The 16,268-nt window shown below is 62.2% G+C and carries 13 protein-coding genes; 10 read left to right on the forward strand and 3 right to left on the reverse strand.

Annotated elements, in window-relative coordinates; genetic code table 11:
- Together V7773_RS29555 and V7773_RS29560 are read right to left on the reverse strand one after the other, a co-directional pair.
- Window positions 1–855, reverse strand: an 855-nt coding sequence (locus V7773_RS29555) for a retention module-containing protein (RefSeq protein WP_336076413.1), incomplete at its 3' end; no start/stop codon positions are given.
- A 216-nt stretch (window positions 856–1,071) separates the two neighbouring features.
- On the reverse strand, window positions 1,072–1,215 hold the full coding sequence (locus V7773_RS29560) for a hypothetical protein (RefSeq protein ID WP_161951741.1): 144 nt from the start codon (window positions 1,213–1,215) through the stop codon (window positions 1,072–1,074).
- On the opposite strand from V7773_RS29560, the gene V7773_RS29565 reads away from it, so the two are divergent.
- The 7 genes from V7773_RS29565 to V7773_RS29595 all read left to right on the forward strand — a co-directional run bounded on the left by V7773_RS29565 (window position 1,214) and on the right by V7773_RS29595 (window position 10,178).
- A complete protein-coding gene (locus V7773_RS29565) occupies window positions 1,214–2,563 on the forward strand; it encodes a TolC family outer membrane protein (RefSeq protein ID WP_092151074.1) in 1,350 nt (449 codons plus the stop codon). The two genes, V7773_RS29560 and V7773_RS29565, sit on opposite strands and share 2 nt — an antisense overlap.
- Before the next feature lie 37 nt (window positions 2,564–2,600).
- Window positions 2,601–4,757: a type I secretion system permease/ATPase gene (locus V7773_RS29570; protein ID WP_092222176.1), complete on the forward strand. Its 2,157-nt coding sequence runs from the start codon at window positions 2,601–2,603 to the stop codon at window positions 4,755–4,757.
- Window positions 4,747–6,114: an HlyD family type I secretion periplasmic adaptor subunit gene (locus V7773_RS29575; protein WP_336076414.1), complete on the forward strand. Its 1,368-nt coding sequence runs from the start codon at window positions 4,747–4,749 to the stop codon at window positions 6,112–6,114. The genes V7773_RS29570 and V7773_RS29575 overlap by 11 nt, the downstream gene beginning before the upstream one ends.
- Window positions 6,115–6,458: 344 nt before the next feature.
- Complete coding sequence (locus V7773_RS29580; protein ID WP_336076415.1) at window positions 6,459–7,370, forward strand: TauD/TfdA dioxygenase family protein; 912 nt, start codon at window positions 6,459–6,461, stop codon at window positions 7,368–7,370.
- Between the two features lie 37 nt (window positions 7,371–7,407).
- Window positions 7,408–8,433 (forward strand): ABC transporter substrate-binding protein, encoded by a 1,026-nt coding sequence (locus V7773_RS29585; protein WP_336076416.1) that lies wholly within the window; start codon window positions 7,408–7,410, stop codon window positions 8,431–8,433.
- Window positions 8,434–8,438: 5 nt separating this feature from the next.
- Window positions 8,439–9,299 carry an ABC transporter ATP-binding protein gene (locus tag V7773_RS29590; protein WP_336076417.1) on the forward strand — a complete coding sequence of 287 codons (861 nt, stop codon included), beginning with the start codon at window positions 8,439–8,441 and terminating at the stop codon, window positions 9,297–9,299.
- A 12-nt stretch (window positions 9,300–9,311) separates the two neighbouring features.
- Window positions 9,312–10,178 carry an ABC transporter permease gene (locus V7773_RS29595; RefSeq protein ID WP_063323477.1) on the forward strand — a complete coding sequence of 289 codons (867 nt, stop codon included), beginning with the start codon at window positions 9,312–9,314 and terminating at the stop codon, window positions 10,176–10,178.
- A 288-nt stretch (window positions 10,179–10,466) separates the two neighbouring features.
- On the opposite strand, the gene V7773_RS29600 is transcribed toward V7773_RS29595, so the two are convergent.
- A complete protein-coding gene (locus V7773_RS29600; RefSeq protein WP_063323476.1) occupies window positions 10,467–10,835 on the reverse strand; it encodes a DUF6124 family protein in 369 nt (122 codons plus the stop codon).
- 621 nt (window positions 10,836–11,456) lie between these two features.
- Between V7773_RS29600 and V7773_RS29605 the strand changes: the two genes are divergently transcribed.
- The 3 genes from V7773_RS29605 to V7773_RS29615 are packed head-to-tail and all read left to right on the forward strand — an operon-like array spanning window position 11,457 to window position 15,825.
- Window positions 11,457–11,945: a cell division protein gene (locus V7773_RS29605; protein WP_336076418.1), complete on the forward strand. Its 489-nt coding sequence runs from the start codon at window positions 11,457–11,459 to the stop codon at window positions 11,943–11,945.
- Complete coding sequence (locus tag V7773_RS29610) at window positions 11,938–13,380, forward strand: TIGR01777 family oxidoreductase (protein WP_336076419.1); 1,443 nt, start codon at window positions 11,938–11,940, stop codon at window positions 13,378–13,380. Before V7773_RS29605 ends, V7773_RS29610 begins: the two co-directional genes overlap by 8 nt.
- 9 nt (window positions 13,381–13,389) lie before the next feature.
- A complete protein-coding gene (locus V7773_RS29615; protein WP_336076420.1) occupies window positions 13,390–15,825 on the forward strand; it encodes a PEP-utilizing enzyme in 2,436 nt (811 codons plus the stop codon).
- The last annotated feature ends 443 nt before the right edge of the window (window positions 15,826–16,268 follow it).

The raw sequence follows: 16,268 nt of genomic DNA on the forward strand, positions 1-16,268 counted from the left end.
CACGGTGTTGCCCGCCGTCAGGGTGACGGTGGTGGTGTCGATGGTGTCGGTGATCTGGGTCACGGCCGGCGTGGTGGGCACGGTCACGGCAATACCAGTGCCACCGGTGGTGCCAGTGACGGTCACGCTGATCTGGCTTGGGTCGTTGTAAACAGTGTCATTCGGCGCGAGTGGAACGTTGACGCTACCGGTCAGCTGACCCGCCGGGATCACGATGACCGCGCCGTTGGACAAGGTCACGGTCAGGGCCGTCTGCGGGGCCTGGGTCACGGTCGCGGTATAGACCAGCACGCCGCCGGCTTCGGTCAGGGTTGGCGTAGCGCTCAGGGTCATCGTCGCATTGAGCACGGCGTTGGCGGTTGTATCCGTAGTATCGCCACCCAGGATGTTGTTGTCGGTGGCGGCAGCCGCAGCGAGACCTTCAGTTGGGAAACCGACAGTAGGGTCGACACTACCAGCGGTGGCATCCAGCACCACAAAGCTGTGGCCGCCACCGGCGGCACCGCCCGTACCTGCGGCAGTGGCGCCGGCGGCGGTGGCTTCCAGGGCGGTCGTCGGGTCGACGCCGGCGGCGATGGCTTGTTGCAGCTCTTCTACTGACGGCGCAGCCTGGGCTGTGGCCTGTTCAAGATCGGTGGACGAGTCCGGGGCATTGGCGCTCCACTGGGTATCGCGGCCCAGGTCCAGGGTGCGGCCGTCGGCCAGATCCAATGTGACGGCGCCGGAAGGGCCAGTGTCCAACTGATCGCCCGTGTACAAGCGATCACCTTCAATGAGTACGCGCCGGATGCCCTCAGGGGATACGACGAAAACCTGACCAACAATGCTTTTGACAACGGCAATAACACTGCTCATTGAAGACTCTCCGGGGGCCACGCTCAGTAGACTTCCATGGACCCGCTGGCTTGTAGGCAGCAGCGGTCTGGACGTTCATGTTCACAAAGTAAGGTTATTTGACGCTTTTACATGTCAATATTTTGGCTATAATTTTTCAGTTATTTTGTTTGTGCCAAACTATTGACCTTATGCCGGCCATCCTAAACAATCATTGGCGTAATGTCACATTGATATTTAAGCGGCGACCTGTTCTTTCAGTGCGTGTTTCAGCTCCTGTTTTGAACTTTCCGACATACGGTCATTCCGGTTGCCATCATCCGATGCAGCGCCACGTTTCGCTGTGATCCAAGACAAGTGTTTCAGGAAGAAATCCACCATGCGTCTGTACCTGTTCAAGGCTTTACCTTTTGCCCTCGCCGCCAGTTTCGTACAAGCACAAACCTTGCCGCAGGCCATGCAACAGGCGCTGGATGTCCATCCTGAAATCCAGGCCGGCGTGAACAGTCGCCTTGCGGCGGATTACCAACTCAAGGCGGCCAAGGGTGGCTACCTGCCTAGAGTGGACCTTGCAGCCGGATACGGCCGTGAAGGCACCGACAGCGTCACCACCCGGTCGGGCGGGACCAATCATTGGGAAACCCTGAACCGCAGCGAGTCGAGCCTGCGCCTGTCGCAAATGGTTTTTGACGGTTTTGCGACGTCCAGCGAAGTTGGGCGTCAACAAGCCACCGTCAATGCCCGTGCCTACTCGTTGCTGGACGCGTCCGAGCGCACCGGGTTGACAGTGGCCCAGGTCTACCTGGACGTGCTGACCCGTCGCGAGTTCGTGCGCCTGGCCGAGGAAAACCTCAAGAGTCACGAGCGCATCTTCGACCAGATCAAGCTGCGCACTTCCCGCGGCGTGGGCAGCGGCGCCGACATGGACCAGGCCGAAGCGCGCATGGCCCAGGCCCGCAACAACCTGATCACCGAACAAACCAACCTGGCCGATGCCGAGACCAACTACCTCAGCGCCGTCGGCCAACTGCCCGATCAACTGGAGCGGCCTGCTGATTTTCTGGCGTTGCTGCCGGCCAACCTGACCGAAGCCCGCGCCCAGATGTTGGAAAACAGCCCGGTGCTGCGTTCGGCCGAAGCCGACATCGCCGCGGCCGAGCAACAGTACGAAGCCGCCAAGTCGAGCTTCTACCCACGCTTCGACGCCGAGCTGGGCCGCACGGCCGACAACGACCTGGACGGCCAGAACGGTCACAACAATGAATGGCAAGCCATGCTGCGCATGCGTTTCAACCTGTATGCCGGCGGCAGCAACAAGGCGGACCTGGAATCCAAGTCGTACCTGTCCAACCAGGCGCTGGACATTCGCAACAACGCGCTGCGCCAGCTCAACGAAGAGCTGGGCCTGGCCTGGAACGCCTTGAACAACGCCAACGCCCAGGTGCCGGTCGCCCAGCAATACGTGGATCGCAGCGCCAATGTGCGCACTGCCTACCAGAAGCAGTTCAGCCTCGGCGAGCGGACCCTGCTCGACTTGCTCGACAGTGAAAACGAGCTGTTCAGCGCGTCCCGCCGTCTGGCCGAAATCAAGAATGTGCAGCTGTTCACCCAGTACCGGATCAAGGCGACCATGGGCCAGCTGTTGAAAAGCCAGGGTGTGGTCGCGCCGTTGGCATCGGTTGTGCAGAACGACATGAAGCCCAAGGTTCAGTTGCCTGGGATGAATTGAGTCCTACCACCCGTTTTAATCAGTCAGAGTGCCGAGCGTGGAATCAGAAGTCAGTCCAGTCGAACTAGTTCATGACCCGCGCACGCTGCACGACGACCCGCTGCTGGACGGCTTGCTGGCGCTTTGCATGCTGCATCAGAAGCCGGCCAGCGCCGCAATGCTCACCACCGGCCTGCCGCTGCCCAAGCAGCGGCTGAGCGTCGAATTATTGTCGCGCGCGGCGGCCCGTGCCGGCCTGCAAGGTCGGGTGCTGCAACGCAAGCTCGAACAAATCCCGACCATCGCCATGCCAGCGCTGTTGTTGCTCAAGGACGGCCGCAGTGCCGTGCTGCTGGGCTGGGTCGGTGACGATCAGGCGCGGTTGCTGCTCAGCGAAAGTGATGGCGGTGAGGTGACCATCAGCCGCGAACTGCTGGCCGATGACTACAGCGGCAAGGTGTTCTTCGCCCAGCCGCAGCATAAATTTGACGTTAACCACGGCACGCTGATTCCTCGGGCGCGTTCGTGGTTTCGCGACACCCTCAAGCGGTCCCGCTGGCTGTATGCCGATGCCATTGCCGCGAGCCTGCTGATCAACATCATCGCCATGGCCGCGCCACTGTTCGTGATGAACGTCTACGACCGCGTGGTGCCGAACCAGGCCGAATCGACCCTGTGGGTATTGGCCGTTGGTATCACCGGCGCCTATGTCTTCGACCTGATCCTCAAGATGCTGCGTAGCCTGTGTCTGGATCTGGCGGGCAAGAAAACCGACCTGATCATCTCGGCGACGCTGTTCGAGCGCATCGTCGGTATGTCCATGAAATACCGCCCGGCGCGGGTCGGCAGCTTTGCCCAGAACATCCATGAGTTCCAGAGCCTGCGGGATTTCCTCGCTTCGCTGACCCTCACCAGCCTGATCGACCTGCCGTTCACCCTGCTGATCTTCATGGTCATTGCGATTATCGGCGGGCACCTGGTGTGGATTCCGGTGCTGGCATTCCCGATTGCCTTGCTGATCGGCTACGCCTTGCAAAAGCCCTTGGTGGCAACCATGGAACGCACCATGGCCCTGGGCGCCGAGCGCCAATCCAGCCTGATCGAAACCCTGGCCGGCCTGGACGCGGTGAAGGTCAACAACGCCGAGAGCGAGCGCCAGTACCAGTGGGAACAGACCATCGGCACCCTCAGCCGCCTCGAACTGCGGGTGAAGATGTTGTCCGGCCTGGCGATGAACATCACCTTGCTGATCCAGCAACTGGCCGGGGTGATCATGATCGTCTTCGGCGTTTACCTGATCATCGCCGGCAACCTGAGCATGGGTGGGCTGGTGGCCTGCTACATGCTCAGCGGCCGTGCCCTCAGCCCGTTGGCTTCGCTGTCGGGCCTGCTGACGCGCTACCAACAGGCGCGGGTGACCATGACCTCCGTCGACCAGATGATGGAGCTGCCCCAGGAGCGCAATTTCGACGAGCGCCCGCTCAGCCGCAAGGTGTTGCAGGGCGCCATTGAATGCCGTCAGTTGAACTTCACCTACCCGAACCAGCAGAACCCCGCGCTGAAGAACATCAACCTGGTGATCAAGCCGGGCGAGAAAATCGGCATCATCGGTCGCAGCGGCTCGGGCAAGAGTTCCCTGGCCAAGTTGCTGGTGGGGCTTTATCAACCCGATGACGGCGCCTTGCTAGTGGACGGCGTGGATATCCGCCAGATCGACGTCAGCGAGCTGCGCTACAACATTGGCTACGTGCCCCAGGACATCCAGCTGCTGGCCGGCACCCTGCGGGACAACCTGACCTCCGGCGCCCGTTACGTCGAAGATGAACTGGTGCTCCAGGCCGCGGAACTGGCGGGCGTGCATGAGTTCGCGCGCCTGCATCCGCAGGGCTATGAACTGCAGGTCGGTGAGCGCGGACAAAACCTGTCCGGTGGCCAGCGCCAGAACGTCGCCCTGGCCCGCGCATTGCTGCTCAACCCGCCCATCCTGTTGCTGGACGAACCCACCAGCGCCATGGACAACACGGGGGAAGAACGCTTGAAACAGCGCCTGGCCGCCGTGGTGGAAAACAAGACCGTGTTGTTGGTGACGCACCGGGCATCCTTGCTGTCGTTGGTGGACCGCCTGTTGGTGATCGACCGTGGACAGATCCTTGCCGACGGCCCGAAAGCCGCCGTCATGGAAGCGTTGAAGAAGGGGCAGATCAGTGTTGCTTAAATCAGGTTTCAGGGGCGCTGTGGGCCGCTACTTCAAAGGCTCCGACTCGCTGCACGGCCAACCGCTGCCCGAAGTCAACAAGGCGCTGATCGAGGACGCTCCCCGGGTGGTGCGCTTGACGATCTGGGGCATCATCGGCTTCTTTGTGTTCCTGGCGCTGTGGGCCAACTTCGCCGTGATCGACGAAGTGACCAAGGGCGACGGCAAGGCGATTCCCTCATCCAAGATCCAGAAAGTCCAGAACCTGGAAGGCGGCATCGTCGCTGAGCTGTTCGTCAAGGAAGGGCAGATCGTCGAAGCCGGCGCACCGTTGATTCGCCTGGACGACACCCGCTTTGTCTCCAATGTCGGCGAAACCGAGGCCGATCGCCTGTCCATGCTGTTGCGGGTCGAGCGCCTGAGTGCCGAGGTCGATGACCGGCCGCTGAACTTCCCGGCCGATGTGCTCAAGGCGGTGCCGGGCCAGGCCGCCAGCGAGGAGTCGCTGTACATCAGCCGCCGCCAGCAGTTGCACGATGAAATCGGCGGCTTGCAGGAGCAGTTGATCCAGCGCCAGCAGGAACTGCGCGAATTCGTGTCCAAGCAGGCGCAGTACCGCTCCGGCCTGGCGCTGCAACGCCAGGAAATCAACATGTCCGAGCCGCTGGTGGCCCAGGGCGCGGTATCGCCGGTGGAAGTGCTGCGGCTCAAGCGCGCCGAGGTCGAGACCCGTGGGCAACTGGACGCCACGACGCTGGCGATCCCGCGTGCCGAATCGGCGATCAAGGAAGTGCAGCGCAAGATCGACGAGACCCGCGGCAAGTTCCGCAGCGATGCCCTGACCCAGCTCAATGAAGCACGCACCGACCTGAACAAGGCCCAGGCCACCGGCAAAGCCCTGGAAGACCGGGTGAGCCGGACCTTGGTGACGTCGCCCGTGCGCGGCATCGTCAACAAGTTGCTGGTGAACACCATCGGCGGCGTGATCCAGCCCGGCAGCGACCTGGTGGAAATCGTGCCGCTGGACGATACCATCCTGGTGGAGGCGAAAATCCGTCCCCAGGACATCGCCTTCCTGCACCCCGGCCAGGACGCCACGGTGAAATTCACCGCATACGACTACACCATCTACGGTGGGATGAAAGCCAAGCTGGAACAGATCGGCGCCGATACCATCACCGATGAAGACAAGAAAACCACCTACTACGTGATCAAGCTGCGCACCGAACGCAGCCACCTGGGCACTGATGAAAAACCACTGCTGATCATTCCGGGCATGGTGGCGTCGGTGGACATCATCACCGGCAAGAAAACCGTGCTCAGCTACCTGCTCAAGCCCATCATCAAGGCCCGGGCCGAGGCGCTGCACGAGCGGTAGTTTTCAAGCCTGTGCCCTCCCCAACTGCCAATGGGTGGCTGGATAGCTTTTGTGGCGAGGGAGCTTGCTCCCGCTTGAGTGCGCAGCGCTCATCGCTTTTTTGGGGCCGCTGCGCGACCCAGCGGGAGCAAGCTCCCTCGCCACAGGACCGTGTCGTTCCCTCAAGTTCTGCCATATGCTTATGCATTTTTAATATTTAAATTAACTTTCTTATACCCTTAAAGTCATCCCCCTGCGTACCTGCCGACCAATCGGCGCGCCGCACGACACAAACCAACACGGTAACGCCGTGAGTTTTGATCGAGTGCGCGCCTGTTCAAGCGCGCCGTGCGTGGGAGTGATGTATGTCAGCCGTCTCTTATTCTCCGGATTCCCTTACCCCAAGCGCCGCGAACATCGCGCCGCAGACGTTCGAAATCCGTCCGTTCATCGAAGCCGTTGGCGCCGAGATCATTGGGTTGGACCTGTCCCGACCGATCAACGACCAGGACTTTGCCCGCATTCACCGCGCCCACCTGGATCATCACGTGGTGGTGTTCCGCGACCAGCAAATTACCCCGGAACAGCACGTCGCCTTCAGCCGCCGTTTTGGCGTGCTGCAAATCCATGTGCTCAAGCAGTTCCTGCTGGCCGGGCATCCGGAGATCCTCATCGTCTCCAACATCATCGAAAACGGCCAATCCATCGGCCTCGGCGATGCCGGCAAATTCTGGCATTCGGACCTCTCCTATAAAGAACTCCCCAGCCTCGGCTCGATGCTCCACGCTCAGGAATTGCCGAACGAAGGCGGCGACACGCTGTTTGCCGACATGCACAAAGCCTGGGAGGGTTTGCCCGATGCGTTGCGCAAAGCGGTGGAAGGCCGTTCGGCGGCTCACTCTTACACGGCGCGCTACAGCGAGACCAAATTCGAAGGCAACTGGCGCCCGACGCTGACGCCGGAGCAACTGGCCCAGGTTGCCGAAGTCGTCCATCCCATCGTGCGCACCCACCCGGAAACCGGGCGCAAGGCGTTGTTCGTCAGCGAGGGCTTCACCACCCGCATCGTCGGCTTGCCGGAGGACGAAAGCCAAGCGCTGCTGGCCGAGCTGTATGCCCACAGCGTGCTGCCGCAGAACATCTATCGCCATCAATGGCAGCCCCATGACCTGGTGTTCTGGGATAACCGCTCGCTGATCCACCTGGCCGCCGGTTGCCCGAGCCATCTGCGCCGCAAGCTGTACCGCACCACCATCCAGGGCGACGCCCCTTTCTGATCGGCTGCGCCTGGCGCAAAGAGCTTGGAGAATCACCATGTCCAAACGCATCGCTTTTGCACCGCTGGCCGCCGCCATAGGCCTGGGCTTCAGTTTGTTGGCTGGCAGCCTGGTCACGCCGGCCAGCGCCCACGCCGAGGGCGAGATTCGGATCGCCGAGCAGTTCGGCATCGTTTACCTGCTGCTGAACGTGGTCCGCGATCAACAATTGATCGAGAAGCACGGCAAGCAGGAAGGTATCGAGATCAAGGTCGACTGGACCCAACTGTCGGGCGGTGCGGCGGTCAACGATGCGTTGCTGTCGGGCTCTATCGACATTGCTGGGGCTGGTGTCGGGCCGTTGTTGACGGTCTGGGACCGCACCCGTGGCAAGCAAAACGTCAAGGCCGTGGCCTCCCTGGGCAACTTCCCCTATTACCTGTTGAGCAACAATCCCAAGGTCAAAACCATCGCCGACTTCACCGAGCAGGACCGTATCGCGGTGCCGGCAGTGGGCGTTTCAGTGCAGTCGCGAATCTTGCAATACGCCGCCGCCAAGCAGTGGGGCGACAAGGACTTCAATCGCCTCGACAAGTACACCTTGGCCGTCCCGCACCCGGATGCCACGGCGGCATTGATCGCCGGCGGCACCGAGTTGACCGGGCACTTTTCCAACCCGCCGTTCCAGGACCAGGCCCTGCAGAACCCCAACGTCCACGTGGTGCTCAACTCCTATGACGTGCTCGGGCCGAACTCGCCCACGGTGCTGTTCGCCACCGAGAAATTCCGCGATGAAAACCCGATGACCTACAAGGCATTCGTCGAGGCGCTGATCGAAGCGGCCGAGTTCGCCCAGAACGACAAAGGCGCGGCGGCGGACACCTACCTGCGGGTGACCAAGGCCAAGATCGACCGGGCGACCCTGTTGAAAATCATCGATAACCCGCAGATCGAATTCACCGTCAACCCGAAAAACACTTACCCGCTGGCCGAGTTTCTTTACCGCGTCGGTGCGATCAAGAACAAACCGGCGTCATGGGAGGATTATTTCTTCCAGGATGCCAAACCGTTGCAGGGGAGCTGATTGTCATGAATGCGCCATTGCAAGGCCACGCGGCCAGCAACGCCACCCGCACCGACACCGCGTTGTTGTCGGTGGATAATGTCAGTTTGGAATACCGCACCCCGCAACGCGTGGTGCGGGCGACGCACCAGGTAAGTTTCGAAGTCGATCCGGCGGACCGTTTCGTATTGCTCGGCCCCTCCGGCTGCGGCAAGTCCACCTTGCTCAAGGCCATTGGCGGCTTTATCACGCCGTGTGAAGGCGAGATTCGCTTGCAGGGCCAAACCGTCAACGCGCCGGGGCCGGACCGGATCGTGGTGTTCCAGGAGTTCGACCAACTGCCGCCCTGGAAAACCGTGAAGCAGAACCTGATGTTCGCGCTGTTGGCGTCTGGCACGCTCAAGCGTCGCGAAGCCGAGGAGCGGGCGCTGCATTACCTGGACAAGGTTGGTCTGGCGGCGTTTGCCGATGCGTATCCCCATACGTTGTCCGGCGGCATGAAAGCGCGCGTCGCGATTGCCCGGGCGCTGGCGATGCAGCCGAAAATCCTCTTGATGGACGAGCCCTTCGCCGCCCTCGATGCCCTGACCCGGCGCAAAATGCAGGAAGAGTTGCTGCTGCTCTGGGAAGAGGTGCGCTTCACGCTGCTGTTCGTCACCCACTCGATCGAAGAGGCGTTGGTGGTGGGCAATCGCATCCTGCTGCTGTCACCGCACCCCGGGCGTGTGCGGGCCGAAGTCCACAGCCATCAATACGACTTGCACAGCCTCGGTGGCGTGGCGTTCCAGCACACGGCGCGGCGCATCCATGGGTTGTTGTTCAATGAAGGCCAGCCGCTTGAAACCGAGCGTGAGCTGGATTTCACCGACATTCGTATCGCGTACTGAGGGGAACATTCCATGAGCCATTTATCGCCTGTACGTGAAGAGTACGAAGTCGACCTGCAACCGCTGACCCATGTCCCCCTGGAGCGCGAGCTGCCCCTCGGCCAGCGCCTCTGGCAACAGGGCTGGCTGCGCAAGAGCCTGATCCTGTTGCTGCTGGCGGTGGTGTGGGAAGCCGTGGCCCGCTACCAGAACAACGACCTGCTGCTGCCGGGCTTCCTGCAAACCGCCAACGCGTTGTACGACGGTTTGCTCAGCGGCGAGCTGCTGGGCAAGGTGTGGATTTCCCTGGTGGTGCTGATCAAGGGCTACCTGCTGGGCATCGTCCTGGCGTTCGGCCTGACCACCCTGGCGGTGTCGACCCAACTGGGCCGCGACCTGCTCAGCACCCTGACATCGATGTTCAACCCGTTGCCGGCCATCGCCCTGTTGCCGTTGGCGCTGCTGTGGTTTGGCCTGGGGCAGAACAGCCTGATTTTCGTGCTGGTGCATTCGGTGCTGTGGGCGCTGGCGTTGAACATGTATGCAGGGTTTCTCGGCGTCTCGGAAACGCTGCGCATGGCTGGGCGTAACTACGGGCTCAAGGGCCTGCGTTTTGTGCTGTTTATCCTGATTCCGGCGGCGTTGCCATCGATTCTCGCCGGGCTGAAAATCGGCTGGGCCTTCGCCTGGCGCACCCTCATCGCCGCCGAACTGGTGTTCGGCGCCACCAGTGGCAAAGGTGGCCTGGGCTGGTACATCTTCCAGAACCGCAACGAGCTGTACACCGACAAGGTGTTTGCCGGGTTGGCGGTGGTGATTTTGATTGGGTTGCTGGTGGAGAACCTGGTATTCGACAGTTTGGAGCGGGTGACGGTGAAGCGTTGGGGGATGCAGCGCTAATCGATGGTGAGAATGCACCCTGTGGCGAGGGAGCTTGCTCCCGCTCGACTGCGCAGCAGTCGCAAAACCCGGCAACGCGGTCAGCCAGAAGAAACACAGGGGTCTGCTTCGCAGGCCAGCGGGAGCAAGCTCCCTCGCCACAGGGGATCGTGTTGTCTGGGCTGGCGTCATCGCGAGCAAGCTCGCTCCCACAGTTGACGGGCGTTGATCCCGATATCTCAGTCGACCAAAAAAACCTGTGGGAGCGAGCCTGCTCGCGAAAGCGGTCTTCAATCCACCACGGGAACGTCAGCCCGACGCCTGAACCTCAAGCCGATCCATCGCCCGCTCCACCAATAAATGCACGCCATCAGCCATGCGGCTGATCGCCAGGATGACACTGCGGCGGCTGCCTTCAACGTCATCCGCCAGGTCGGCGGCGATGGCGCTGATGGACAGCAGGTCTTCGGAGGCATTGGCCAGCAGGGTTTCGGTGTCGATGTCCGGGGCGACCATGAAGAGTTGGGATGCTTGGGTTTTACCCGAGGCTTCATCGGCCGGTTTGGGGTTGAGGTAGTAGTCGAGGGCGCGCTCGGCGGCTTCGTCGAGTTTTTTGGTTTTTGAGGATTTGTCGGAGTTGCCAGGGCCTCCTGGCGGATTCGGAGTTACCTTGAACATGTTTTGGCTTCCTATTCAATCAGAGCCGCCCTAGCTCGCTTGCACGCGATATAAGGGTGGCAGCTATGTGAGGGTGTGCAAGACCGAGTAGGAACCACCAAAAAAACCTCGGCAGACCCGAAGGTCTCCCCACACACAGCCGCCATAAAACACGGGCACGAATGCTCATTAAATGGCTGGTGGCATTATTTGGCGTTCTTTTACCCGGACTTGCACGTCCGTGTCACCGTTTTTTCAGTGACAAACCCAGACTAGCGGTGAGCCCCGAGCCGAACAAGTTCACCAACATCGCTACAACTTGAAGGAAATCTCCTAGGACCTGTTGCTTACTGAAATGGAACACCGAACCTGTGGCGAGGGGATTTATCCCCGTTGGGCTGCGCAGCAGCCCTGAAACCAGTCTCCTCGGTGTGTCAGGCTGCGGGTGTTCAACCATTTGGGGCTGCTGCGCAGCCCAGCGGGGATAAATCCCCTCGCCACAATTGCGTTCGGCTTGGGTGTGGGGAGCGCCTCAGGTGTTCAGGCGCGGATTTATTTATCGTTGGCCGGCCCGTTAGCCAGATAAAGCCACCTCCTTTTCCATTAGACTTGCGACCCTCCAGCAAGCCTTCAGGACACGGAATGCCAGTCCCTCAAAGCACCCTTCGCAAAGCCCTGGTCGTTTGGCTCTATGCCGCCGCCCTGATGCATCTGCTTGCCGGTATCACCCTGAGCTGGGCAGGCCATGGCGGGTTGCTCGATGGCTACCTGCAAAACATCGAACAGGCCTTCTGGGGCGCCGCCGCGGTGCCCGCGACGGCCAGGGCACAACAGGTCTGGTGGCTGGCCTTGTTCGGCGCCACGTTGCAAAGCTATGCGTTGTACATGCTCGCCCTCGTGCACATTGGCAATCGACTGAGGCGCGCCATGCCCTGGGGTTGGATCATCGCCGGCATCTTGCTCTGGGCGCCCCAGGACATGCTGATTTCTGCCCAGGCACGGGTCTGGTCGCACCTGTGGTTCGACAGCCTGGCACTGCTCGTTTTATTGCCGCCGCTGTTTTGGCTCTATCGCCACGACCGCCGCACCTCCCTGACTGACAACGCGTCGAGTGATGCAAACCATGCCTGACTTTTCTCTGCTGGACTGGGCCATCACCCTGCTGATTACCCAAGCGATCCTCGGTGCGCTGGATACCCTGTATCACCACGAACTGACCGTCGCCTTGCCCTATCGCCACAGTGCCCGGCTGGAGCTCTCTATCCACGCCCTGCGCTCGTGCTTCTACGGGATCCTGTTCCTGGGCATGGCGCACTTGGCCTTCGAGGGGACGTGGGCGATCGTCATCGCGCTGCTGTTCGCGCTGGAGATCGGCCTGACGCTCTGGGATTTCGTGGTCGAGGACCGGACCCGCAAGTTGCCCGCCATCGAGCGCATCATGCACACGGTGCTGGCGGTCAACGGCGGGGCCTTCTTCGCGTTGTACGGCGTGCAACTGGCGCAATGGGCGAATTTGCCGACCGGCCTGAGCGCGATCGACCTGGGCTGGCGCGGTTGGTTGCTGACCTTGTTCGCCATCGGGGTCACGGCCTCGGGGGTTCGCGACGGGTTGGCGGCCTTGCGCATGCAGCGCGCGGGCAAGCCCGCCAACCCGTTTGCCGGTGGCGCCTACAAGCGCGTGCTGGTGACCGGGGGCACCGGGTTTATCGGCGAGACACTGGTCAATCAACTGCTCGACGCCGGGCACACGGTCAGCGTGCTGGCTCGCGATCCATTGAAAGCGGCCTATCTGTTCGACGGCCGCGCCCGGTGCCTGCGTGCGTTGGGCAAACTGGGCCATGACGAAACCTTCGATGTGGTGATCAACCTGGCAGGCGCACCGGTGGCCGGGCCGCGCTGGAGTCCCAAGCGTCAGGCGCAACTCATCGCCAGTCGGGTCAATACCACTGAAGCCTTGATGACCTGGTTGAAAAACGCCCGGCACAAACCGGCGTTGTGGATACAGGCCTCGGCCGTCGGTTTTTACGGCGTGCGTGACGCCAGCGAAAGTCTCGATGAAAGTGCCGCCCAGGGTGATGGCTTCATGGCTGAACTCTGTGTGCGTTGGGAAGCCTCCGCCCGGCCCGCCACGGAGTTGGGCGTGCGCCAGGTGGTGATGCGCCTGGGCGTGGTGTTTGGCCCGGGCGGCGCGTTGCTGCCGTTGCTGATTCCGTTTCGCCTGGGGTTCGGCGGGCGGATGGGCGATGGTCGGCAGATCATGAGTTGGGTGCACCGCGACGACGTCATCCAAGTGATCGCCCGGGCTTTCGATGACGAAAGCCTGAGCGGCACCTACAACCTGGTGGCGCCAGAAACGGTCAGTCAGGCGCTGTTCGCCGAAAGCGTCGGCAAGGTACTCAAGCGTCCGGTGTGGTTCCACATTCCTGTCGCGCCGGTGCGTGCCCTGGCTGGCGAGATGGCCCAGCTGTTTTTCGACGGCCAGCGCGTGGTGCCCAATCGTCTCGTCGAGGCCGGTTATACGTTCCGGTACCCGACCCTCGACGCTGCCTTGCGCGACCTGGCCTGAGGAGCGTCCATGAGCAAGCCCCGGATGTACCTGCTGGCCGGCAACGGTAGCGCCGCCGATTGGTGGGACGACGCGTTGCCGCATTTCCAACACCACGACGTGGTGCCGCTGGAGCTGCCTGGCTTTGGTAACAACCCTCAGGCCCCCGGCGAAGACCTGGCGGCCTATGCGCAGGCGTTGCTGGCGGCGACGGTCAAGGGCAGCGCGATCATGGCGGTGGGGGTGAGTGCGTTGCTGGTGCTGCATGCGCTGCAACGCCAGCCGGGGCACTTTTGCCGCAGCGTATTGCTGGCGCCGGTGGGCGCATTTTTGTGGCAGCGACGATTGCCGGCGTTGATGTCGCCATTGCCGATTCGCAAGACCATTCACTGGCTGCTGGCGAACAAGCCGACGCTGTTTGCCCACAAATTCTCCCGCCAGACCTGGACGCCCGCGCAATACCAACGCATGGGCGCCGGCTATGCACGCTGCCGCGCCTTTGTGCCGCTCTGGGATCAACTGCGTGCGGACACCGCACTGCCGCTGCTGGAATGGATCACCGACCCGGTCGAACTGGTCTGGGGCGATCAGGACAAGGTGCTGGGCATCGCCCAAGCGGCGGCCTGGTCGGCCATTCTTGCCCGTGCCGATCTGACCATCAGCCTGAAACCCGGTTGGGGCCACTACCCGTGGATCGATGCGCCGGCCGAGTTCACCGCATGGCTGGAGTCGGGCGAGCGTGGGTTCGTCGCGCACACCAAGGGTGGGCGCTTGCGCCTGGCGGAACTGGCCGGGCAGGCGGTGCCTGCGGCGCTGTCGCTCAACGATTGCCATGATCCGCGCTTGCCGGCGTTCCTGAACAGTCAACCGGACGCTATCTGGGCGGTGCGTTCCTCCAGCTACGGCGAGGACCAGGCCGACGCAGCGAATGCGGGCCTGAGCACCACCTTCCTGCGTGAACCGACGCACAACGTGCCGGCGCGCATCGCCGAGTTGACGGCGGCGGGTGTCGAGGAAGTGGTGGTCCAGCGCTTCATCACACCACGGTTGTCCGGGATCGCCTTCGTGCGCCACCTATCCGTCGAGCTGGAGTGGGTCGAAGGTCACCTGGAGTCGTTGGCCGATGGTCAGGTGAGCCCCGAGCGCGCGATCATTTCCCGTCTCGGCGCGTCATGGAGCAGCGGCACATTCAAGCCCGCCCATGGCCTGACCGAAGACGTGCTATGGCGTTTCCTGCAAGGCGTGCTGCGGGTCTTCCACTACGTACCCGGCGACGTCGAATGGGCCTGGGACGGCACCCAACTGTGGCTGCTGCAATACCGACCGATCAGCGACTACGGCTGGCGCCGCCACCTGACCGCCGCCAACATTGCCGAGATCCTGCCGCCGCAACCCAGCGTGTTCGTGGAGTACGCCCAGCGCCGCGCGGCGGCGAGTATTCCGGCGATCATGGCGCGTTGGGATCCGCGGGTGTTGCAGGACAGCGAGCCGTTCACGGCGGTGTTTGGCGGCGCGTCGTACATCAACAACGACCTGTTTCTCGCCCGGCTGGCCGACTGGGGCATCAGTGCCAGCAGTTACGCCGGCGAGGTTGGCGGCGCGACACCGCACCTGCCTTGGCGGCCACTGCGCCTGCTGCGTTCGCTGCCGTTGTTCCTGCGCATGCAACGCATCGCTCGTGGGCATCTGCTCACGCTCGAACACGGCTTGCGGCGCTTCGACCGGGAGCTGTTCGAACTGACCACACAAGGCGCCGACGGCCAGCGATTGGCCGATTGGTTCACCCGGTTCTATGTGTTCGTGGTGCAAGGCAATCTGTGCATCGCCACGGCGTTGGCCAGCAGCGGCGGCGACCTGTTGGGGCGCCCACCGACCGCCTATGACGACCTTGAACACAGCCCCCATCGCCTGCCCTGGGAAACCGACCCGGCGACGCCACGCCCGGCGCCGACCGAGTTGCCCTTGCAGGCCTTCCCACAATGGCCCCTGGCGATTCGTGTTGCCCATTCGACGGGTCTGCCGGGCTTACGCGGTTACTACCTGCAAGTGCGCGAATGGTATCGCGACAACCTGATGCGGATGTTCTTCCGCCTGCATCACGCCATGCCGGCGGCGGACCGAGCCCATTGGTTCGCGCCGCATCCGGACATCCGCACCCGCGATGGCAGCTTCTGGCAGGACGGTCGTGAAGGCACCGAGCAGGCCAGCGGCTTCATGATTTATCCGGGGCAGGCCCAGGGAATTCTGGGTGAGGACATTCTGCTTGAAGACACGTTGGACCCTGGCCGCCACGCCCACTACCAACGCGCCCGGGCGGTGATTGCGCGAATGGGTGGGCGTTTGTCCCACGGCTCGACGTTGCTGCGTGAATTGCGTAAACCCTCGGCGGTGTTGCCGCAGGTGGATGTAGGTTGGTTGGGGCGTGAGGTGGTGTATTGCGATGGGGAGTTGAGGTTGGTGGAGTAGGCAGCGCGAAGGCTGTCGATCACGGAACCTGTGGCGAGGGAGCTTGCTCCCGCTGGGTTGCGTAGCGACCCTAAGCAATTTGAATGCGATCTGCCTGACACCCCGAGGCGCCAGGTTTTGGGACTGCTGCGCAGTCCAGCGGGAGCAAGCTCCCTCGCCACAGGGGTGAGTTCAATTCAGGGGCTGTTCTCAATCCCCAGAAACGAAAAAACCGGCCGAAGCCGGTGTTTTCACCCCAACGGCCAGAGAACTTAATCTCTGCGTACGGGGTTGAGCAGTGAGCGAATCCTAGGCTGAAGGGGCCGAGAGGTCAACGCTATAAGTGCTGATGTTACTTGACCTGTGGCGAGGGGATTTATCCCCGCTGGGCTGCGTAGCAGACCCAAATGGCTGAAGAACAGCAGCCAGACACACCGAGATGACTGCTTTCAGGGCCGCTTCGC

It is taken from the genome of Pseudomonas sp. 3JA, from assembly GCF_036961705.1.
GTDB lineage: Bacteria > Pseudomonadota > Gammaproteobacteria > Pseudomonadales > Pseudomonadaceae > Aquipseudomonas > Aquipseudomonas fluorescens_Q.

Excerpts from the sequence above, each read along its gene's own strand:
- V7773_RS29565 (WP_092151074.1), top strand. The coding sequence starts at position 1,214 with ATGCGTCTGTACCTGTTCAAGGCTTTACCTTTTGCCCTCGCCGCCAGT.
- V7773_RS29560 (WP_161951741.1), bottom strand. The coding sequence starts at position 1,215 with ATGGTGGATTTCTTCCTGAAACACTTGTCTTGGATCACAGCGAAACGT.
- V7773_RS29580 (WP_336076415.1), top strand. The coding sequence starts at position 6,459 with ATGTCAGCCGTCTCTTATTCTCCGGATTCCCTTACCCCAAGCGCCGCG.
- V7773_RS29585 (WP_336076416.1), top strand. The coding sequence starts at position 7,408 with ATGTCCAAACGCATCGCTTTTGCACCGCTGGCCGCCGCCATAGGCCTG.
- V7773_RS29590 (WP_336076417.1), top strand. The coding sequence starts at position 8,439 with ATGAATGCGCCATTGCAAGGCCACGCGGCCAGCAACGCCACCCGCACC.
- V7773_RS29595 (WP_063323477.1), top strand. The coding sequence starts at position 9,312 with ATGAGCCATTTATCGCCTGTACGTGAAGAGTACGAAGTCGACCTGCAA.
- V7773_RS29600 (WP_063323476.1), bottom strand. The coding sequence starts at position 10,835 with ATGTTCAAGGTAACTCCGAATCCGCCAGGAGGCCCTGGCAACTCCGAC.
- V7773_RS29605 (WP_336076418.1), top strand. The coding sequence starts at position 11,457 with ATGCCAGTCCCTCAAAGCACCCTTCGCAAAGCCCTGGTCGTTTGGCTC.
- V7773_RS29610 (WP_336076419.1), top strand. The coding sequence starts at position 11,938 with ATGCCTGACTTTTCTCTGCTGGACTGGGCCATCACCCTGCTGATTACC.
- V7773_RS29615 (WP_336076420.1), top strand. The coding sequence starts at position 13,390 with ATGAGCAAGCCCCGGATGTACCTGCTGGCCGGCAACGGTAGCGCCGCC.